This window comes from Dyadobacter sandarakinus (assembly GCF_016894445.1).
Taxonomy (GTDB): domain Bacteria; phylum Bacteroidota; class Bacteroidia; order Cytophagales; family Spirosomataceae; genus Dyadobacter; species Dyadobacter sandarakinus.
Window position 1 is genome coordinate 3874281 of sequence record NZ_CP056775.1, and the last position, 20941, is coordinate 3895221.

The window sequence follows — 20941 nt, forward strand, 5'->3', positions numbered from 1 at the left end:
AATGTTGCGTAAAAGCCTCCTTCTATTTATACCGGCCGTCTGGCTCGGGTTCTCCTGCGACAGTAAAAAGCAGGAGCCCGGGCCGGTAAGGCCGGTTACTTTAATTGACTCAACCGATAAGTTCCCGCGCATATCAGATGATGCTTTGCTCACGCTTGTCCAGCAGCAGACCTTCAAGTACTTCTGGGACTTTGCACATCCCATAAGCGGGCTGGCCAGAGAGCGCAATACCTCAGGTGACATTGTAACTTCAGGGGGCAGCGGATTTGGTATCATGACCATCCCGGTGGGGATTGAACGCAAGTTTATCACCCGGGAGCAAGGCCTGGCCAGAATGCAGCAGATCGTTGATTTTTTGAAAACAAAAACGACAACCTACCACGGCGCTTTTCCACACTGGATCAACGGGGCTACCGGGGCTACGGTACCTTTCAGTGACAAGGACAACGGAGCCGATCTGGTCGAAACCTCGTACCTGATCCAGGGCCTGCTCACGGCGCGGCAGTACTTCAATGCAAACAATGCCGCAGAAAATACCTTGCGCGCAGATATCCAGACGATCTGGCAGAACGTGGAATGGGACTGGTTTACGCAGGGAAACCAAAATGTACTTTACTGGCATTGGAGCCCAGCCTTTGGGTGGGCGATGAACCTGCCAGTTCGTGGATGGAATGAGTGCCTGATCACCTACGTACTGGCGGCATCTTCACCGACACACGCCATTTCAAAGGCAGTTTATGAAAATGGCTGGACCCAAAACGGTGGCTTTGTGAATGGGCAGGCTTACCAGGGCGTGACGCTACCGCTGGGTGAAGCTTCCGGTGGTCCCCTCTTCTTTGCGCATTATTCATTTCTCGGCATTGATCCGACCGGGCTGACGGATCGTTTTACCAATTATTTTACCCAAAACAAAAACCACACGCTGATCAACTATAACTATTGTGTGGCCAATCCCCTGGTACATGCCGGTTACAGCGACCAATGCTGGGGACTCACAGCAAGTGATATTCCGGATGGCTATACCGCTAGTTCGCCAACCAACGACAAAGGTGTAATTGCACCTACCGCCGCGGTATCATCGATTCCATATACCCCCGTCGAGTCGATGAAGGCGCTGAAGTTCTTTTATTATAAGCTTGGCGATAAACTTTGGGGAGAGTACGGCTTCCGGGATGCATTTTCCATTGAGCAGCGCTGGTATGCCAGCTCCTACCTGGCTATTGATCAGGGACCGATGGTGATTATGATTGAAAATTACCGCACAAGCCTTCTCTGGAAACTGTTTATGAGCTCGCCTGAGGTCAAAACGGGTATGAAGAAACTTGGATTTACGAGTCCAAAACTCAATTAGATTCCAACAAGCATTACGCTGAAATCTTATCACAACGTCATGAAATATTCCTGCTATTACATCATAATGGCCTTTCTGATGCTTTGCAGCGCGGAAAGCAATGCACAGAAAAAGAAGGCTGCTGCTGTTAAACCCGCAGCATTCAACCCGGCAAGCCGGCCCAAAAATTTATCCGATACAGCCCTGCTTGAACTGGTACAGAAGCAGACTTTCCGCTACTTCTGGGAGTTTGGACATCCGGTGAGCGGTATGTCGCGCGAGCGCAGCAACATTGCATTCGATTATGGCGACGAGGTAGTTACTACGGGAGGTACCGGATTTGGTGTGATGGCCATGATCGTAGCGGCAGATCGGCAGTGGCAGCCCCGTGACTCGGTAGCCACGCGCCTGCTTAAAATGGTTAAGTTCCTGTCCAAGGCAGATCATTATCATGGTATTTTCCCGCACTGGCTCAATGGCGCAACAGGCCGGACAGTACCCTTCGGCCGCAAGGACGACGGCGGCGACCTGGTCGAAAGTTCATTCCTGTTTTCGGGTCTGCTCGCTGCACGCCAGTATTTTGACAAGGACAATAACCTGGAACGTGAGCTGCGGAACCGCATCCAGTGGCTGTGGAATGAGGCTGAATGGGATTGGTACACGCGCGGCAACCCCAATCAGCTTTACTGGCACTGGAGTCCGAACCATGGCTGGGCAATGAACTTTGAGCTGCGCGGCTATAACGAAACACTCATTACGTATGTGCTCGCCGCATCGTCGCCGCGCTATCCGGTTTCACCTCAGGTTTATCATAAATGCTGGGCGCAGAGTGACCATTTCAAAAATGGGAAAGAGTTTTACGGTGTGCGCCTTCCACTGGGATTTGACTATGGAGGACCGCTGTTTTTCACACACTACTCGTTTGTAGGACTGGACCCGCGCAACCTGAAAGACCAGTATGCCAACTACTGGGAACAGAATGTGAACCATACACTGATCAATTATAAACACTGCGTGGCGAATCCCGGCAAGTTCAAAGGATATGGCGAAAACAGCTGGGGACTTACTGCCAGTGATACTTACGACGGTTACAATGCACATTCCCCTTCCAATGATTTCGGTACGATCACCCCTACTGCGGCATTATCGTCCTTCCCGTACACACCGGCCCAATCCATGAAGGCGCTGAGGCATTTTTATGATGACCTTGGAGACAAAATATGGAGCGAGTACGGCTTCACCGATGCATTCAATGAATCGCAGAACTGGTACGCTACGTCCCACCTGGCCATTGATCAGGGACCGATTATCGTGATGATCGAAAATTACAGGACTGGATTGCTCTGGAAGCTTTTTATGAAAGATCCTGATATTCAGGCAGGATTGAAAAAGCTTGGGTTTGAAAGCCCGGCGCTGCAGGCCTCCGCAGGACAATAAGTTTAAAAACAGAAAAGACCGGCCAGTACACTGCACTGCGCCGGTCTTTTCTGTTTTTTGAGATATAATTGTATTTTAATGAAGTTTTGAATGCATTTTGCTGGCAAATCCATTTAACACAGAATCATGAAGGTACTTTACAAAAAAAGTGCATTGCTGCTGATTTTCAGTGCATTATCGCTCGCTGCACCTGCACAGATATGGACAGTTTCGGAGCCGGAAAATAACCCCGGAAAGCGGCATGAAAACGCCATGGCAACTGCCAACGGTAAGCTTTACCTTCTGGGTGGCCGGGGTGTAAAGCCGGTGGATGAGTATGATTTCAAAAAAGACGCCTGGAAGTCGCTGGCAGAAACCCCGCTGGAAATGAGCCACTTTCAGGCGGTTACTTACAAAAACGAAATTTACGTACTGGGTGCATTTACAGGCGGATACCCGCACGAGACGCCAATCCCCGACATTTACATTTTCAATCCGGTAAAAAATGAGTGGCGGAAAGGAGCTTCCATTCCTGAAAACCGGCGCCGGGGAGCTGCGGGTGCATTTGTAATGAATGATAAAATATACCTTGTATGCGGCATTCAGGATGGACACTGGGATGGGCAGGTTACCTGGTTTGATGAGTATGATCCCATAAAAAATACCTGGAAAACGCTTGCCGATGCACCTCGTCCCCGCGACCATGTGCAGGTAGCCGTACTTCATAATAAGCTGTATGTTGCCGGCGGAAGACTTTCCACAGCCCGTATTAACCAGGTACTTAATACGGTGATCAGGGAAGTGGATGTGTACGATTTCAAGTCAGGTACATGGTCGACAATGGACGAATCCAACAATCTTCCTACGCTCAGGGCCGGTAATACTACGGTGGTTTACGACAATAAAGTGCTCATTATAGGCGGTGAAAGCGACGCACACGTGGAAGCGCACAACGAAGTTGAAGCTTTTAACCCCCAAACAAACAAATGGGAAAAGCTGCCCTCACTGCATCAGGGCAGGCACGGTACACAGGCGGTTTCGCTCAATAAGAAAGTGTACATCGCGGCCGGCTCGGCCAACCGGGGCGGTGGTCCCGAACTGAATGACTTGGAAATCCTTGATAAATAAAATGAGAAGTTACCTGGTGTGCCTGTGCCTGCTGGCGGCAGCAATGCCTGCCCTGGCACAAAAAGAAGAGAAGATCACTCGTGCCGATACGCTGCGCGGGTCCATTACCCCGGAGCGGAAATGGTGGGACCTCACCTACTATCATCTTCGTGTGAAGCCGGAGGCCAGCGATAGTTCACTCAGCGGGAGTACGCTCATCGGGTACAAGGTTCTGGAACCGGCCCAGCGTATGCAGGTGGACTTACAGGAGCCGCTCAACATAGAGAAAGTAGTGCAGGATGGCTCCGAGCTCACGTTTACGCGGGATGGTAATGCTTTTTTCATCAACCTGACTAAGAAACAGGAGCCTGGCCAGAGCGGGCAGATAGAGGTATTTTATTCCGGCAAACCGCGACTGGCTAAAAATCCTCCCTGGGACGGCGGTGTTCAATGGGTACCGGACGGACAAGGTCATACGATCATTGCTACTTCCTGCCAGGGACTTGGAGCCAGCGCGTGGTGGCCCTGCAAAGACCATATGTATGACGAGCCGGACAGTATGCTGATCAGCATTACCGTGCCGAAGGATCTGATGGACGTTTCCAATGGTCAGCTCCGGTCCGTGGAAGAGCATGCCGACGGGACGCATACCTTCAACTGGGCAGTCAGGAACCCGATCAACAACTACGGTGTCAACATGAATGTTGCCAACTACGTGAGCTGGAAAGAGGTGTACAAAGGTGAAAAAGGTGACTTGCCGGTGGCTTACTATGTGTTGCCGCAAAACCTGGAAAAAGCAAAGCAACAGTTTAAGCAGGCCCCCCAAATGCTGAAAGCTTTTGAGCATTGGTTTGGGCCGTATCCCTTTTATGAAGACGGGTACAAGCTGGTTGAAGTGCCTTACCTGGGCATGGAGCACCAGAGTTCGGTAACTTATGGCAATCACTACAAGCAGGGATACCTGGGCCGCGACCTTTCCAATACAGGCTGGGGATTAAAATGGGATTTTATCATTATCCATGAAAGCGGGCACGAGTGGTTTGCCAACAACATTACCTACAAGGATGCAGCAGACATGTGGATTCACGAAAGTTTTACCAACTACTCTGAGAATCTTTTTACCGAATATTACTTTGGTAAACAAGCGGGCTCAGACTACGTGATCGGCACCCGTGCATTGATTGAAAACAAATTGCCCATCATAGGGACTTACGGGGTAAACCGCTCGGGATCCAAAGACATGTATTACAAAGGCGGTAATATGCTGCATACCATTCGTCAAATCGTGAATGATGATGAAAAATGGCGGCAAATCCTTCGCGGACTAAATGAAACCTTCTATCACCAGACGGTAGAAGCAGCTCAGATCGAGCAGTACATCAGTGAAAAATCAGGAAAAGATCTTTCCGGATTTTTCAATCAGTATCTCAGAGATACACGCATTCCCGAGCTTGAATATGCATTCGGAAGCAAAGGCCTGCAATATCGCTGGACCAACACGGTCGATGGTTTTGATATGCCGGTAAGAGTGATGATCAGCGGTAAGGAGCAGGTTATTTCGCCTACCGGCAAGTGGCAGGCTTTGAAAACAAAAGGAGCAAAAACGCTCACAGTGGATCGTAACTACTATGTAACTGCCAAGGAAAGCAAGCAGGCACCGCTATAAATCCCAGCATTCCATAATCAGCATATCCCCTTTTTCCGCTGAAATCTTCACCATACCGTCGGTAGCCGCTTCATTGCTGTTGCCTGAGCGGTAGCCCATGATCAATGCTTCATGGTGCAGGTTGTATTTGAGGCCGGTCGTTACAATTCCTTCCACAGTTCCTACGGGAATGAGCGAAACGGGCGTACCGGCCGTATACCACTTCTCAAATGTACCGGACAGCGGGAAAATTTTGGAATAATCATCAAACATCACCAGCCTGATGCGGTCCTTATAGCGTACCAGGTTGGTCATATTGGTAATCGCATGATCAGCCCGCCGGCCGGTAGACCATACAATATTCGCAGCCGGAAATCCGCGGTCAATCAGAAATTGGATGGCTTTTTCAAGATCGGTGTAGTCGGGATCGGGCGTATGGACGATTTCCAGCGGATGCTGCTTTTGCCTGATATCGTCAAAGTCATGACTGTTATCAAAGTCGCCCATCCAGACGTCAATTTTGATCCCAAGTTCGAGCACCCGGTATATCGCCTGGTCGAGCACGACAATAAACGGGCTCCATTCGAGCAGCTGGCCGAGCAGTTCCTCGCTGCACGACGCACCATTGGCGATGATCAGCGCCGGTTCCTGTTTTTCTTTTACAATATGATGAGAAGACATGCGCAGCTACTGATTACCCGGAAGTACCTTGGCCTGGTTCCAGTATTCATCCATCTCGGCCAGGGTCATTTCGGACAATGATTTCCCATCGGCTTTCGAGGCTTCTTCCAGGTATTGAAAACGTTTTATAAACTTCTTATTAGTCCTTTCCAGCGCAGTTTCAGGGTTGATATCTACAAATCTGGCATAATTCACCAATGAAAACAGCAGATCTCCAAACTCTCCCTCAGCCCCTGCCTGATCGGTGGCCTGGCCATTTTCGATATTGAAATGCTCCTTAAACTCCTGCATCTCTTCCTCTACCTTTTCCCAAACCTGCTGTTTTTCGTCCCAGTCAAATCCTGCGCCGCGGGCTTTTTCCTGAATGCGCATGGCCTTCACTAATGCAGGAAGCGAGCCCGGCACACCCGACAACACCGATTTGTTTCCCTCTTTTAGTTTGAGCTTTTCCCAGTTTTGCTTCACAGCATTTTCATCCTCGGCCACAGCATCTCCGTAAATATGCGGGTGGCGGGATATCAGCTTTTCACAAATTCCATTCAGTACGTCTTTGATATCAAACCGGGTTTCATCCGTGCTTTCGGAGCCGATTTTGGCATAAAAAACAATGTGCAGCAGAAGATCGCCCAGTTCTTTACGGATTTCGCCTTTATTATTTTCAAGAATGGAATCGGAGAGCTCGTAGGTTTCCTCAATGGTCAGGTGCCGCAGGCTTTCAAGCGTTTGCTTGCGGTCCCAGGGGCATTGTTCACGAAGCTCATCCATAATTGTCAGAAGCCTGTCGAATGCCATGAGCTGCTCCTGCCTGCTCCCGGTTAGTTTGCTGAATTCTTTTTCCATAAAAACAAAGGTAAGACATCGTCATGCCCTGAAATTAAAAATAGTAATTATCTCAGATATATACATTGTAATCAGGCAATCGTATGGATTTTATTGCTGCGAATCGGAGGTAATTGTTACCTTTACCGGAGTTTTTGCAAGAGAAAAAGCGTACTCATATATGAATTTTACGTTATCGCAAGTTCCCGCCCGCACCGCGAAGCCGAGAGAAAAGGGAGTCACGATGGTAATGGATAAGGGGTTGAGTGTGAGGGAAGTTGAGGATATGTTATCGACGTCTTCCCCATATATCGATATCGTAAAACTTGGCTGGGCCACCTCCTTCGTCAGCACCAATCTTAACGAAAAGCTTGCGGTTTATAAAAGTGCCAACATTCCTGTCTACTTCGGCGGAACGTTGTTTGAGGCATTTGTAGTCCGAAATCAATTCGAAGATTACCGCAGGCTGCTCGACAAGTATGACCTCAAATTTGCCGAAGTTTCCGACGGTTCCATTGAAATGCCTCAGGATGTAAAATGCGAGTACATTAATGTGCTGTCCAAGCAGGTTACGGTACTTTCCGAGGTGGGTTCCAAAGATGAAAATAAGATTATCCCTCCCTATAAATGGATTCAGCTGATTAAATCCGAGCTGGAAGCAGGGGCATGGAAAGTTATTGGTGAAGCCCGGGAATCGGGTAATGTAGGCTTGTTCCGGGCCAGCGGCGAAGTTCGCCAGGGCCTTGTGGAAGAGATACTTACGCAGGTAGCCTTTGAAGATATGATCTGGGAGGCTCCACAAAAGTCACAGCAGGTATTTTTCGTAAAACTGCTGGGAGCGAATGTCAACCTGGGCAACATTGCACCCGCCGAACTCATCCCGCTTGAGACCATCCGACTCGGGCTGCGCGGAGATACTTTCAACGACTTCCTGAATACCAAAACCAAGCAAAAATGGAAAATTGATTCCAAATAGGCTGGTTTAGCGCATACCATTTCACACGTATTTACCCGATTAGCTATGGAACTCCTTACTCAGTTCATTGACTTCTTCCTGCATTTGGACAAGCATTTGTTCAACATCGTGGAGGAGTATGGTACACTCACCTACATCATTCTTTTCCTGATTGTTTTTACGGAAACCGGGTTGGTGATCATGCCGCTGCTCCCGGGCGACTCACTGCTTTTTGCCGCGGGTGCCATTGCTGCCAATGAAAGTGCAGGCCTGAATGTTTGGCTGATCATTATCACACTGATTGTTGCCGCATTGCTGGGCGACAACCTAAATTATTTTATCGGTAAAAAATTTGGCGGTGAAATCAAGCGACGCGAGCGGATACTCTTCCTGAAACGTGAGTATCTTGAAAAAACCGAAGCATTTTATGAAAAGCATGGTGGCAGCACCGTAATCATGGCGCGCTTTATCCCTATCGTACGTACCGTGGCACCGTTCGTAGCCGGTGCAGGAAGTATGAACTACTCCAAATACATCATTTACTGTATAGTCGGGGCGATCTTGTGGGTGCCTACGCTTACTTTACTTGGATACTTCTTTGGGAATATGGATATCGTGAAGAAAAACTTCGAACTCGTGATTTTCGGAATTATCGGATTTTCTATCCTCCCGATGATTTTTGGCTATCTGAGAAGCAGGTTCGCGAAAGCGGCAGTTTAGCTGGGCGATCGACTTTCGGCGATCGGCTCTCGGCGGACTTCCATTGAATACAATATCATAAAAAATGCCTCACATTCCTGTGAGGCATTTTTCGTATAACTTGACTTTCCATTTTTTCGAAAGCCGAAAGCCGAAAGCCGAAAGCCAACAGCCCCCTACCCTCTCGAATAATTAGGTGCTTCCTTCTGGATCATAATATCATGCGGGTGGCTTTCTTTTACGCCGGCTGAGGTAATTTTTACAAATTCCGCCTGCTGCAATTTGGTGATATCAGCAGCACCGCAGTAACCCATTCCAGCTTTCAGCCCTCCTACCATCTGGTAAATAATTTCAGAAACTTTGCCTTTAAACGGAACACGTCCTACGATACCTTCGGGAACCAGTTTTTTCACATCATCCTCTGCATCCTGGAAGTAGCGATCCTTGGAACCTTCTTCCATGGCTTCAACGGAGCCCATTCCGCGGTAAGCCTTGAACTTACGTCCTTCGTAAATAACAATCTCTCCCGGAGCCTCATCACTTCCCGCCAGCATGGATCCGATCATGATCGTACTTGCTCCACCTGCCAGTGCTTTGGTCATATCCCCCGAAAAGCGGATACCACCGTCGGCAATTACGGGTACATCTGTACCTTCCAGACCCTGTGCAGCCCACATTACAGCAGTAAGCTGAGGTACGCCAATACCGGCAATAATCCTTGTTGTACAAATACTTCCCGGGCCAACACCTACTTTCACGGCATCCGCACCCGCATCGGCGAGCGCTTTGGCTGCTGCACCAGTAGCAACGTTACCGGCAATTACATCCAGTTTGGGGAAGTTTGTTTTGATAAGCTTTACGGCATCGATCACACCTTTGGAGTGCCCGTGGGCCGTATCCAGGCTGATAACGTCCACACCGGCTTTCACGAGTGCCTCTACGCGTTTGAGCAAATCAGCGGTAACACCCACAGCCGCACCTACCCGGAGCCGCCCGAATTCATCCTTGCATGCATTGGGATGCGACTTGCGTTTCAGGATGTCCTTATAGGTGATCAGTCCGGTGAGCCTGTAATTGGCGTCAACGATGGGTAATTTTTCAATTTTATACTCCTGAAGAATTTTCTCGGCATCGTCCAGCGACAAACCATCTGAGGCGGTGATCAGGTTTTCCTTGGTCATGATATCGATGACCGATTTACTCATTTCCCGCTCAAAGCGCAGGTCGCGGTTGGTAAGGATACCAATCAGCTTGTGATCTTTGTCAATAACCGGAATACCACCGATTTTAAATTCACGCATGATCTGGTGGGCATCGCCAAGTGTGGCAGTATCTGAAAGCGTGATCGGATCGAGGATCATGCCGCTCTCCGAGCGCTTTACTTTTCTAACCTGCTCGGCCTGAGCTTCAAGGCTCATGTTTTTATGGATTATACCGATACCGCCCTCTTGTGCCATGGCAATGGCGAGCTCGTACTCGGTCACGGTATCCATCGCAGCGGAAACGATAGGAATGTTCAGCTCGATGTTTCTGGTGAGCCTGGTTTTTGTTGAAGTATCGCGAGGAAGAATTTCTGAATAACCCGGTAGCAGAAGAACGTCGTCGTAGGTGAGTGCCTCAAAGAGGACTTTGGAAGATGGGTCTGTGCTCATAGCAAATAAACGATTGTTATTTGCCGGGTAAAATTAGGAATTACTTTGCAGTAAATAAAATGGATTGGATTTTTTCTTTATGCCACAAGTACCCTGACCTTCTTGATCCGCTTCTTGTCCGCTGATTGTACCTTGAAGGTAACATTGCGGTGGGAGGTAATTTCGCCGGTACGGGGCAGGCGCGAAAACATTTCAAGCAACAAGCCTGCAAGGGATTCACTGTTTCCCCTGATCTCATCAAAATAGTCACTTTCCAAGTCAAGCAGCCGGCAAAGGTCATTGATCAGCACACGGCCTTCAAAGACGTAGGTATTTTCATCTACCTGCGTATAATTGACTTCTTCGTCCTCATCATACTCATCATTGATGTCTCCGAATATTTCTTCGATGATATCTTCCAGTGTGATCAGCCCGCTTGTTCCGCCATACTCGTCCACAACAATGGCCATATGTACCCGCTTGTTCTGAAAATCCTTCATCAGATCATCCAGGCGCTTGCTTTCCGGTATGAAATAAACCGGCCGCATGAGCTTCTGCCAGGCAAAATGTTCATCCAGATGAATATGCGGCAGCAGATCTTTTACATTCAGAATACCTTCAATATGGTCCAGATCATCCTTGAAAACGGGCACACGTGAGTAACCCGACTTGTTGATCCTGTCCATTAGTTCATGAAAATTAAGCTCAACATCAAATGCGGTGATGTGCAGCCTTGCCTGCATGGCTTTGCGTGCATTGGTCTGACGGAAATTAGCAAGGCCGCGCAGCAAATCACTTTCCTCTTCACTTTCTGCCTTTGCTTCCAGACTTGCAGCGGTTAATTCTGCACCTTCCCGGACCAGCACGCCGGCAGCATACCCTACCCTGATCACAGGCCGGGTCAGAAAAGCCGCTATTCTTACTACCACCCGGTTTGTACCGGCAAGCCTTGCCAGTATTTCATGCGCTTTTTTGGCACAGAAAAAACGTACGAGTGCATCAGCCCAGATCCAGAAAGCCAATACGGCCAGCGCGATCCATTGGGCAGTTTCGTAATGCTCGCCCTGCGTCCCTATCCAGGCAAGACGTGCCGCCAGCAGCAATGCCAGCATGGTAACTGCACGCTGTACCAGGGACAATGCAAGCTGTTCGCGCCGGTTCGGAAGATTGCTTTCCGCATCCGTTTTGCGCTCCCATGGAGTTTCAAGCGCATTTGTAGCAGCATAGGCTGCACGGATACCGGAAATAAAAAGTGAAATAAAGAAAAGCAGGGCTATGACAATGAAGTCATAAGGTGCGAGCATATCAACAGGTGCCAGTATCCCTGCAAGCAAATTGCGTGTTAAATGTCGGGGAAGCAATTTCCCCTGACGCGTTCGGGGAAGGGGATCGTCGCTGTCAGCAGTTTCTTTCACAAATAACAAATGCTCGTTCGAACCAGGTTTAATTAGTTAAATGTAGCGATTCTGTCAGATATATACCGGATTTTGAAAAACCTCTATTGAAAATTCCGGTTTCTGACAGAATCACATGCATTTCCTTACTAGACACATGCATTTCCTTACTAGAATGGAAGATCATCATCGTCATTTCCGGCGAGCGACGGTGGAATCGGGTCCGGTTGCCTGGGTGCCTGCCCGCGCTGAGGTGCAGACTGTGCATAACCTTGTCCAGTGTCACCGCCCGTATTGCCCGAAGGTCCTCCCAGCAGCGTCATACTATTGGCACGGATCGTGACCCCGGTTTTTTGCTGCCCGTCCTTATCTGTCCAGTTGTCTGTCCGGATGCGTCCTTCTATGTACACCTGATTGCCTTTTTTAAGGTACTTTTCAGCAACTTTTGCCAAACCTTCCCAAAGTTCAATGCGGTGCCACTCCGTATTTTCCACACGTTCACCATTTTTGTTGGTATAGCTCTCGGTGGTAGCAATATTAAACTTAGCCACGGCTGAGCCGCTTTCCAGGTAACGCACCTCCGGGTCACTGCCCAGGTTTCCAATCAGGATTACTTTGTTAACACTTCCTGCCATAAGTTTTGATGTTGGTATGGATGATGGTAAATTAAATATAAGGTTATTTCAAACAAGATTTCCCAGGCTTAACAAATTCCTGCCTACCATTCAGACGCGGCTTTATAATCCCGGTCACGTTATTTTAAAAAAAATTCATCCAGGCAAATACCCTTCTTCTTTCAATACAGTATCAATCAGGATCGGCTTTGGCAGCATTTCAATTTCACTTTCCCGGTAAAATGCAAGTCCTGCCGGAAGTACCGAATCAGCGTCAGTGGTGATATGGATCCACCAAAACCGTACGTTCAGTTTCTGATGTGTAAGAATATGAAAGTAGGTTTTCGGCACCTCCCGGATCATACCTGCCCGCAGCAGGTGCTGTACCTCCGGCTCATCTTCCAGGATGTCGGGGGAAGTTACAGGCTCAGCTGTTTCGACCAGATAAAAATCGTATAAGCCAGTCCAGATATCACGCGCACGCCGCTCTTTCATAGCCAGTAAGCCATTTTTTTCAATGATAAAATAGTTGAAATGGCGTTGCTTCACTTTCAGCTTTTTGACCTTTACCGGCAGCTCGTTCTGAGTTCCCGTAGCGTAGGCATAGCACAGGTCGGAGAAAGGACAACTCCCGCATTTGGGCGAAACAGGCACGCAATGCAGCGCTCCAAACTCGATCATAGCCTGGTTATAGGTAGCAGGATCATCCCTTGAAACCAGCTCGGAAGCCAATGCAGCAAATTCCTTTTTACCCTCATTTCCAAGCATATCCGCACGGATGCCAAACAACCTGGCCAGCACGCGGTACACGTTCCCGTCAATAGCCGCTACTACCTCACCAAATGCGAAGGATGCAATAGCCGCAGCCGTATAGGTACCCAGTCCTTTGAGCTTACCGAGCTGTGCCGCACTAGACGGAAACTTCCCTCCAAATTCGCTGACAACCTGCCGGGCCGTATAATGCATGTTGCGCGCGCGCGAGTAATAGCCCAGTCCCTGCCAGAGCCGGAGCACGTCGCGTTCGTCCGCCTGTGCGAGGTCAAATACCGTGGGATAATGCAGAAGGAACTTCTCGTAATAAGGCATTCCCTGGGCTACACGGGTTTGCTGAAGGATGATTTCTGAGAGCCAGATTTTGTACGGATCATGGGTTTCCCGCCAGGGCAGCGGACGGTGGTTGAGCACATACCAGGCTTTCAGCCGTTGATTAAAATCATTTACAGGAAAGCCGTCCAGCCTCATATTACAAGCCCTTTTGTGTCCTGTTTGTTAGTCATTTATATAAAAAATGAAATTCCCCTTTTTTTAAATTCTGGTAAAATTACCGTACCTTTGTGTTCCCAAAACTCAGATGAGTAGGTAAATAAATGAAATAATATCCACTTAAAGTAAACAATCAAAGTGACTAAGGCAGACGTAATCGCACAGATTTCTGAGAAAACAGGCGTAGACAAGGGCGACGTTCAGCAAACCCTCGAATCATTTTTCACCGTGGTTAAAGACTCGCTTTCTGAAGGTGAGAATCTTTATGTAAGAGGTTTCGGTAGCTTCATCAATAAAAAGCGTGCGCGTAAGGTTGCCCGTAACATTTCAAAGGGTACTTCCATGATCATTGACGAGCACTTTGTTCCAAGCTTTAAGCCTGCAAAAGTTTTTGTTGAACAGGTTAAAGAAAGCGACAAGCTGCGGGCCGTTGTTGAGAAATAAATCATCTGAGGTCTGGGTTTATAATTTATGAAAAAGTCCATTATTCTTTCCTGTGTATTGGCAATCGCTCTGGTCGGAACGCTATTCAGCCTTCCCAAGGTCGTTGTGAATAATAAGGGAAAAGACGTGGACAAAGAGAGAAACCAGAGCAACGTGGCGGCTTCCACGACACCTGCTGCTGAAAGTTCCTCCCCTTCGCATGATGGAGCCACTTTGATTCCTGATCAGCAGAAGATCAGCCGGTTGCGAAGTGGCTTCATTCAGGCCGACGATAAAAGCAAGATTGCTGCGGGCATCAAACTGTCTGACAAATTTGCGCAACTGCAAAAATTTGACAGTGCGGCTTTTTATGCAGAGAAAATTGCCGCATTATCTCCGTCCATTGAAAATCTGATGCGTACCGGTGACCGGTACTACGAAGCATACGGGTTTGCAGTAGACGATCAGAAAGCCAAGAATCTGGGTGTGAAAACCCGGGAATATTACCAGAAGGCCATTGACCAGAATCCCGGCCTGCTAGCCGCAAAAGCTAACATGGCCATGACTTACGTGAACACTGAAAACCCGATGCAGGGAATCATGTTGTTGCGTGAGGTGATCGACACAGATCCGACCAATGAACTTGCACTGTTCAACCTGGGGATCCTGTCCATGCGATCAAATCAATATTCAAAAGCTGCTGACAGATTCAGACAGATTTTAACCAACAATCCTGCCAATACAAAAGCGAAATTTTACCTGGGGCTCACATTGGTGGAGCTGGGTGATAAGGAGCAGGCCAGGAAAGTTTTGCAAGAGGTTAAAAAAGAGGAAAAAGACCCCGTGATCCAACAGGCAATCGGAGAGTTGGAAGCCCGTCTGAATGAATAAAGCAGAGGCAGAAGCAACTAATTACTTATTTAAAACGATATAATTTATGCCTTGCGGAAAAAAAAGAAAGAGACATAAGATTTCCACTCACAAGAGAAAGAAACGCCTCAGAAAAAACAGACATAAGAAGAAATAATTATTATGACCGGATTTTATATAAATTCGGTCATAACTTCTTACCCACTTAGGTAAACCCCTTTTGTCATAAAAAGCGGGAGGTTAAGTATCCACATTTTTATAGCCATTCAGTTGGTTGAACATTGAGTAACGAGTTACTAATCAATTCTACTCAAAAGGGAGAGCGTATAGCCCTTTTGCAGGATAAACGTCTTTTAGAGTATCACGTCGAATCACCGGACCAAAGCTTTACCGTAGGAGATATTTACCTCGGTACAGTCCGAAAGCTGGTGGCAGGGCTCAATGCAGCCTTTGTAGATGTTGGCTTTGAAAAAGATGCGTTTCTGCATTATCTGGACCTTGGACCTAACATCAACTCGCTTAATAAGCTAACCAAAGACGTTATTGCCAAGCGTGTCAATTCAGGGAAGTTGAATAACTTCAAAATGGAGCCTGAAATTGAAAAGCTGGGTAAAATCGACAAAGTCCTCTCCAAGAACCAGCCCATTCTGGTTCAGATTGTAAAAGAGCCAATTTCTACAAAAGGCCCTCGCCTGTCCTGCGATATTTCTATTGCCGGGCGTTACATCGTACTCGTACCATTTGCCAATTCGGTCAATCTTTCCAAAAAGATTACTGATAAGCAGGAAAGAACGCGCCTGCAGAGGCTCATGTCGTCTATCAAGCCGCAGAACTTTGGTGTGATCATCCGCACTGTTGCCATGGGCAAGGATGTGGACGAACTCAACAAAGACCTTCAGGATTGCCTGGACAAGTGGGAATCGGGCATTAAAGCACTTCGTGATGCGAAGCCGCGGGACCGTGTGATCGGTGAGATGAACCGTGCCTCCTCCATTATCAGAGATATGCTGAACGAATCATTCGACAGTATTACTGTAGATTCGAAGGAAGTATACGACGACATCAAAGCCTATATCCACAACATTGCTCCCGACAAGGAAAACATCTTGCGGTTGCACAATGGCAAAAACAAGATTTTCGAACAGTTTGGTCTTGAAAAGCAGATCAAATCCTTGTTCGGACGTTCCGTAAGCTTGCCAAACGGTGGTTACCTGATCATCGAGCATACCGAAGCGTTGCACGTGATCGATGTCAATAGCGGTAACAAATCCAATTCTGAAGAGGATCAGGAAGCTACGGCATTAAGCGTAAACCTCGAAGCAGCCAAGGAAATTGCCCGTCAGCTCAGGCTTCGGGACATGGGCGGCATTATTGTCGTCGACTTTATCGACATGAAAAAAGCGGAGAATAAACGTACGCTTTTTGATGTCATGCGCGACGAAATGAAGGGGGACCGGTCGAAGTATACGGTTCTTCCGTTATCGAAATTCGGACTGCTGCAAATTACCCGTCAGCGCGTTCGTCCGGAAATGAATATTGTTACTCGTGAAACCTGCCCTACTTGCGGTGGTACCGGTACTATTCAGGCAAGCATCCTTGTGTCGGATGTTATTGCCAATAATCTGGATTACATTCTGACCAAACAGAATGAGCGCGGAATTACCATTTCACTGCACCCGTTCCTGCATTCGTATTTTACAAAGGGATTGATTTCTGAGCAGGTTAAGTGGTTTTTAAACTACAAAACCTGGGTGAAATTGATCAAAGACAGCTCACTCGGCGTGACTGATTTCAAATTCCATAATCGCTATGGAGAAGAGATCGAGATCGTACCGGGCAACTAGCTACTGAGCGCGCCAGTTTGGCTTGCGTTTTTCCCCAAATGCCCGAATGCCTTCGGCAGCGTCCTGGCTAAGCAGCAGCTTGTCAAGCTCTGCTTTGAGGTAAGTATGTTGCTGATCTTGCGGCATATTTGCCAGCATACTATATGCTTCCAGACCTTTTTGTATGGCAAGTGGAGCATTTTCAACTACTTCTAAGGCAAGCTGTTCAGCCTTTTCCAGGATTTCATCATCCCTGAAAACATCCGTTACCAAACCCATGGATTGTGCTTCCAGGGCATTATAACTACGTGCTGTTATAGCCATTTCCAATGCTCTTCTGGGAGGCAGGATTTTTAGGAGTGAAGCCATGACTTGCATCGGCCACAAGCCCCGCTTCACCTCGGGCAGGCTGAATGTAGCTTCCTGTGTACTCAGCACAAAGTGACATCCGCAGATTATCAGGAAACCGCCCGCCAGCACCGGTCCTTGTACCACGGCCATGCAGGGTTTGTGTACCTCAGAAAAGGCATCTCCCAAACGCACTTCCTCTCTTATCGCCGGGAGTTTCGGGTTCACTGAATTTGCCGCATTGTCGTGGAATGCACTCAGGTCGGCACCGGCGCAAAATACAAGTCCCTCCGCATTTATTATAACACAGCGAACATCCGCATTGTACTTTGCAAAAGCCAGCGCAAACACGATCTCTTCGGCCATGGTATTATTGAAAGCATTGCGCTTTTCGGGCCGGTTCAGGGTAATCCGGAGCATATGCCCCGCAAAGCTCACCCTGATGTACAGGAAGTCAAAGGTGCCGAAGGCTGCTACATCGTCCCTGGTGTAAAAGCGCATTATTCCTGCGGGTTGTTTTTTGTTACGACGGCTTCGAGCATGGTAATGTACTGCCTGATTCCCGCCTTAATTTCGTGCAGGTAAATGAACTCGTCGGCACTGTGCGAGCGTGCAGAGTGGCCTGGTCCCATTTTCAACGATGGGCAATCCAGCAGAGCCTGGTCGGAAGTGGTCGGCGAGCCGTAGGTAGTTCGGCCAAGGCTTACACCTGCCTGCACAATCGGATGATCCACCGGAATGCTCGAAGGGCGTAGACGGATGGAGCGGGGCGAAACTTCCGACGAAATATTAGAACGAATGATCTGTACCACTTCTTCAAGCGTGTAAGCGTCCGTAACGCGAACGTCAATCGTGAAAGTACAGGCATCCGGGACCACATTATGCTGTGTACCCGCATTGATGATCGTTACTGACATCTTGATCGGCCCAAGCGTTTCGGACACTTTCGGAAATTGGTATGATTTCACCCAGCCAATATCCTGTAATGCTTTGTAAATAGCATTTTCTCCTTCTTCTCTTGCCGCATGCCCGGAGATACCTTTTGCGGTACAGTCCAGTACCAGCAAACCTTTTTCAGCTACGGCCAGGTGCATTTCTGTTGGCTCGCCCACAATTGCGAAGGCAATCTCGGGAAGTTCAGGAACAACAATTTCCAAACCCTCCTTTCCGGATACTTCCTCTTCCGCGGTTGCTGCTAGTACGATGTTATATCCGAGGTTCTGCTGATCGTAGAAGTAGCAAAAAGCGGCTATCAGGGAAACCAGGCAGCCTCCTGCATCATTGCTCCCCAATCCATATAATTTACCATCTGCCTCGCTTGCAACGAAAGGGTCAAGTGTCCAGGACTTATTGGGCTTTACCGTATCGTGGTGCGAGTTAAGGAGTATAGTAGGCTTAGCAGGATCAAAATGCAGATTATACGCCCAGATGTTATTCTTCTTTCTGTTAAACGAAATACCGCGAGCCTGTAAAAAGGCTTCAAGCAAAGAGGCGGTATGCGCTTCCTCCCGGCTGAAGGAAGGAGTTTCTATCAGCTGTTTCAATAAGGCAATTGCATCTGCCGAAAGTGTTTGCAGCATTGCCTCCTTTACTGATGAAGCTGTCAGCATGGAATTTGTATCGCTTACCATCTTACCTGTCCGTTTCCTGTCACAATCCATTTTTCGGTTACCAATTTCTCCAATGCAAATGGGCCTCTCGCGTGCAATTTCTGTGTAGAAATCCCTATTTCCGCTCCCAGTGCAAATACCCCTCCGTCTGTAAAGCGGGTAGAGGCATTGGCATAAACAGCAGCGGCATCTACTTCATTCAGGAATTTATCTATTGCATCCTGATCATTTGAAATAATTGCTTCCGAATGCCGGGACGAAAATTCCTCGATATGGTGCAGTGCCTCATAAAGGTCAGCTACTACTTTAACGGAGCATTTAAAATCCAGAAACTCACGCCCAAAATCATCGGCAGCAGCCCGGTTCAGCAATGCAAACCCGGCTTTTTCCATGATTGCGTAAGAAGTTTCATCTGCATACACTTCAACATGCCATTTTTCAAATCCTTCTTTCAGCTTTGGTAAAAAAACCTCTGCTACGTCCGAATCTACCAGCACGGTATCCAATGCATTGCATGCCGCCGGCTTGGAAACTTTTGCATTGACTACAATTTCCGCAGCCTTATCCAGATCTGCTGTACGATCCACATAGGTATGGCACACTCCGGCACCCGTTTCAATAGTAGGTACCAGCGAATTTTGCCGCACAAATTTGATCAGCGACTCCGAGCCGCGCGGGATAATAATATCTACAAACTGGGTTGCCGTAAGCAGCTCTCCTACGTATTCGCGCCCAGCAGGCAGCAAAGTGACAGCAGCTGCGGGCACACCGAAATCGGACAGCGCCTCGTGGATCAGGCTTACCAGGTAAGTATTGGAATAATGCGCCTCTTTTCCGCCCTTTAAAACACAGGCATTTCCGGACCTTAGGCAAAGCGCGGCAACATCAATCGTTACATTGGGCCTTGATTCGTAAATAACCCCGACTACGCCCAGCGGCACCGCAATCTTGCGTAGATGCATGCCTTGCTCAATGGTTTTGTCGAGGTATATGGTCCGGGTAGGATCAGGCAGACCGGCCACATCCATAAGACTTTGCGCCAGGTCGTTAATTCTCCTGGTATTTAAAAGAAGACGGTCTTTTTTCGGGTCGGCATCATCCATCAGCGCCAGGTCTTTCTGGTTTTCAGTCACGATATTGTCACTGTTAGCCAGGATGACGGCTGCAAGTTTCACCAGTACATCAGCACGCTGCTGATCGTCCAGCCTGCGGACAGCTACCGAAGCTTCCCGCGTCTCTTTCAGAATAGGTAAAATGGAGTCCATTATAATAAAACGATATCGTTGGCATGCGCCACTTCAAAATTCATTTTTTTCAGATTTTCGCGGATGGCCCCAGAGGTTTCACGCGCGCGTGCCACTGCGATCATCTCCTGGGCGGGAGAATAAATCTCAATGATTTCGCCTGCCTCAAAGTCACCTTCCACATCAGATACCCCTACTGCAAGAAGACTTTTTCTTTTTAACAATGCTTTTGAAGCACCTTCGTCAATCTGCAGTCGTCCCGAAACCAGTCCGCCGCTGCCAAGCCAGCGGTTGCGGGCCGATAAGGTGCTTTTGCCAGGTTTGATCAGGGTACCTGCATTTCCATGCAATGCGTCAAGCAGCTCATCTTTCCTGTTCATCCCGAATATAACCACCCGTATGCCCATCCGGGCAGCCAGCTTGGCAAAGGTCAGCTTGGACGCCATACCACCCAGTCCGAGAAAAGATTTATCGGTTTTTACAAATTTAAAAACCTCGTTGACATTGGACACATTTCTCAAAACTGCTCCTTCCCCATCGAGTAATCCGCCTACTGACGTACAAAACATCAGTGACTCGGCTCCGAAGCCTACTGCAAGCAAGGTAGCCAGCTCATCATTGTCCGAAAATTTCAGCTCACGGTCACTGACTACGTCATTTTCATTGACAATAGGAATAATGTTGTTTGCCCAGAGTTCCTCAAAGGTTTCTTTGAGCTGTAAAAACTTCTTGCGGCTCGCAAAATGCTGCCTTTCGCAGAGTCCCTGCGCTATAAATATGTTGGTTGGTGCGAAGCTGGCTGCATACAGTCCTACGAGGAGCGGGTTCCCTACTGACGCAGCGGCTTTACGCTGGGTCATTGTCCCTTTATAATCCTGAATATAGGCCTTTCCTGCACCGACCGCACCGGAAGAAACAATGATGATCCGGTAACCGGCATGTATTTCCGAAACCTGCCGGGCTATTTCTGCGATGATGCCGGTATCCGGCTCACCTGAAGGAAGCGTAATCGAGGCGGTTCCGAACTTGATAACAAGAATTGGTTTAGACACTTTCACAGGGAATTATA

At 48.2% G+C, this 20941-nt stretch carries 19 protein-coding genes; 9 read left to right on the forward strand and 10 right to left on the reverse strand.

Annotated elements, in window-relative coordinates; genetic code table 11:
* The first annotated feature begins 1 nt into the window (after window position 1).
* The 4 genes from HWI92_RS15570 to HWI92_RS15585 all read left to right on the forward strand — a co-directional run bounded on the left by HWI92_RS15570 (window position 2) and on the right by HWI92_RS15585 (window position 5519).
* Window positions 2-1351, forward strand: a complete 1350-nt coding sequence (locus HWI92_RS15570) for a glucoamylase family protein (protein WP_204656929.1) — start codon at window positions 2-4, stop codon at window positions 1349-1351.
* Window positions 1352-1429: 78 nt separating this feature from the next.
* Window positions 1430-2767 (forward strand): glucoamylase family protein, encoded by a 1338-nt coding sequence (locus HWI92_RS15575; protein WP_229248094.1) that lies wholly within the window; start codon window positions 1430-1432, stop codon window positions 2765-2767.
* Window positions 2768-2893: 126 nt separating this feature from the next.
* Window positions 2894-3874 carry a Kelch repeat-containing protein gene (locus HWI92_RS15580; protein ID WP_204656933.1) on the forward strand — a complete coding sequence of 327 codons (981 nt, stop codon included), beginning with the start codon at window positions 2894-2896 and terminating at the stop codon, window positions 3872-3874.
* A gap of 1 nt (window position 3875) precedes the next feature.
* Window positions 3876-5519: a M1 family metallopeptidase gene (locus HWI92_RS15585; protein ID WP_204656935.1), complete on the forward strand. Its 1644-nt coding sequence runs from the start codon at window positions 3876-3878 to the stop codon at window positions 5517-5519.
* Here the strand turns inward: HWI92_RS15585 and HWI92_RS15590 are convergent.
* A complete protein-coding gene (locus tag HWI92_RS15590; protein WP_204656937.1) occupies window positions 5514-6179 on the reverse strand; it encodes a thiamine diphosphokinase in 666 nt (221 codons plus the stop codon). The genes HWI92_RS15585 and HWI92_RS15590 overlap by 6 nt on opposite strands.
* 6 nt (window positions 6180-6185) lie before the next feature.
* On the reverse strand, window positions 6186-7019 hold the full coding sequence (gene mazG / locus HWI92_RS15595) for a nucleoside triphosphate pyrophosphohydrolase (RefSeq protein WP_204656939.1): 834 nt from the start codon (window positions 7017-7019) through the stop codon (window positions 6186-6188).
* Window positions 7020-7179: 160 nt separating this feature from the next.
* Between mazG and HWI92_RS15600 the strand changes: the two genes are divergently transcribed.
* Together HWI92_RS15600 and HWI92_RS15605 are read left to right on the forward strand one after the other, a co-directional pair.
* Window positions 7180-7974: a phosphosulfolactate synthase gene (locus HWI92_RS15600; protein WP_204656941.1), complete on the forward strand. Its 795-nt coding sequence runs from the start codon at window positions 7180-7182 to the stop codon at window positions 7972-7974.
* Window positions 7975-8019: 45 nt separating this feature from the next.
* On the forward strand, window positions 8020-8673 hold the full coding sequence (locus HWI92_RS15605; RefSeq protein ID WP_204656943.1) for a DedA family protein: 654 nt from the start codon (window positions 8020-8022) through the stop codon (window positions 8671-8673).
* A gap of 155 nt (window positions 8674-8828) precedes the next feature.
* On the opposite strand, the gene guaB is transcribed toward HWI92_RS15605, so the two are convergent.
* The 4 genes from guaB to mutY form a co-directional block, all read right to left on the reverse strand.
* Entirely contained in the window at window positions 8829-10304 is a 1476-nt protein-coding gene (guaB, locus tag HWI92_RS15610; protein ID WP_204656951.1) for an IMP dehydrogenase, read from the reverse strand.
* 77 nt (window positions 10305-10381) lie between these two features.
* Window positions 10382-11617, reverse strand: coding sequence for a transporter associated domain-containing protein (locus HWI92_RS15615; protein WP_229248102.1), 1236 nt, complete (start codon window positions 11615-11617; stop codon window positions 10382-10384).
* A 230-nt stretch (window positions 11618-11847) separates the two neighbouring features.
* The gene (locus HWI92_RS15620; RefSeq protein ID WP_204656960.1) at window positions 11848-12312 is read right to left on the reverse strand and encodes a single-stranded DNA-binding protein; all 465 of its coding nucleotides are present in this window, start codon (window positions 12310-12312) and stop codon (window positions 11848-11850) included.
* A gap of 135 nt (window positions 12313-12447) precedes the next feature.
* Window positions 12448-13533: an A/G-specific adenine glycosylase gene (mutY, locus tag HWI92_RS15625; RefSeq protein WP_204656962.1), complete on the reverse strand. Its 1086-nt coding sequence runs from the start codon at window positions 13531-13533 to the stop codon at window positions 12448-12450.
* Between the two features lie 159 nt (window positions 13534-13692).
* Between mutY and HWI92_RS15630 the strand changes: the two genes are divergently transcribed.
* The 3 genes from HWI92_RS15630 to HWI92_RS15640 all read left to right on the forward strand — a co-directional run bounded on the left by HWI92_RS15630 (window position 13693) and on the right by HWI92_RS15640 (window position 16691).
* On the forward strand, window positions 13693-13998 hold the full coding sequence (locus HWI92_RS15630) for an HU family DNA-binding protein (RefSeq protein ID WP_204656964.1): 306 nt from the start codon (window positions 13693-13695) through the stop codon (window positions 13996-13998).
* A gap of 27 nt (window positions 13999-14025) precedes the next feature.
* Window positions 14026-14868 (forward strand): tetratricopeptide repeat protein, encoded by an 843-nt coding sequence (locus tag HWI92_RS15635; protein WP_204656966.1) that lies wholly within the window; start codon window positions 14026-14028, stop codon window positions 14866-14868.
* 260 nt (window positions 14869-15128) lie between these two features.
* Window positions 15129-16691: an Rne/Rng family ribonuclease gene (locus HWI92_RS15640; RefSeq protein ID WP_204656968.1), complete on the forward strand. Its 1563-nt coding sequence runs from the start codon at window positions 15129-15131 to the stop codon at window positions 16689-16691.
* Here the strand turns inward: HWI92_RS15640 and HWI92_RS15645 are convergent, their stop codons facing one another.
* The 4 genes from HWI92_RS15645 to proB are packed head-to-tail and all read right to left on the reverse strand — an operon-like array spanning window position 16692 to window position 20924.
* Complete coding sequence (locus HWI92_RS15645; protein WP_204656970.1) at window positions 16692-17519, reverse strand: enoyl-CoA hydratase/isomerase family protein; 828 nt, start codon at window positions 17517-17519, stop codon at window positions 16692-16694. It abuts the gene before it with no gap.
* Window positions 17519-18649, reverse strand: coding sequence for a M20 family metallo-hydrolase (locus HWI92_RS15650; protein WP_229248104.1), 1131 nt, complete (start codon window positions 18647-18649; stop codon window positions 17519-17521). The genes HWI92_RS15645 and HWI92_RS15650 overlap by 1 nt, the downstream gene beginning before the upstream one ends.
* A complete protein-coding gene (locus HWI92_RS15655) occupies window positions 18643-19893 on the reverse strand; it encodes a glutamate-5-semialdehyde dehydrogenase (protein WP_204656972.1) in 1251 nt (416 codons plus the stop codon). Before HWI92_RS15655 ends, HWI92_RS15650 begins: the two co-directional genes overlap by 7 nt.
* On the reverse strand, window positions 19893-20924 hold the full coding sequence (gene proB, locus HWI92_RS15660) for a glutamate 5-kinase (RefSeq protein ID WP_204656974.1): 1032 nt from the start codon (window positions 20922-20924) through the stop codon (window positions 19893-19895). Before proB ends, HWI92_RS15655 begins: the two co-directional genes overlap by 1 nt.
* Between the last annotated feature and the right edge of the window lie 17 nt (window positions 20925-20941).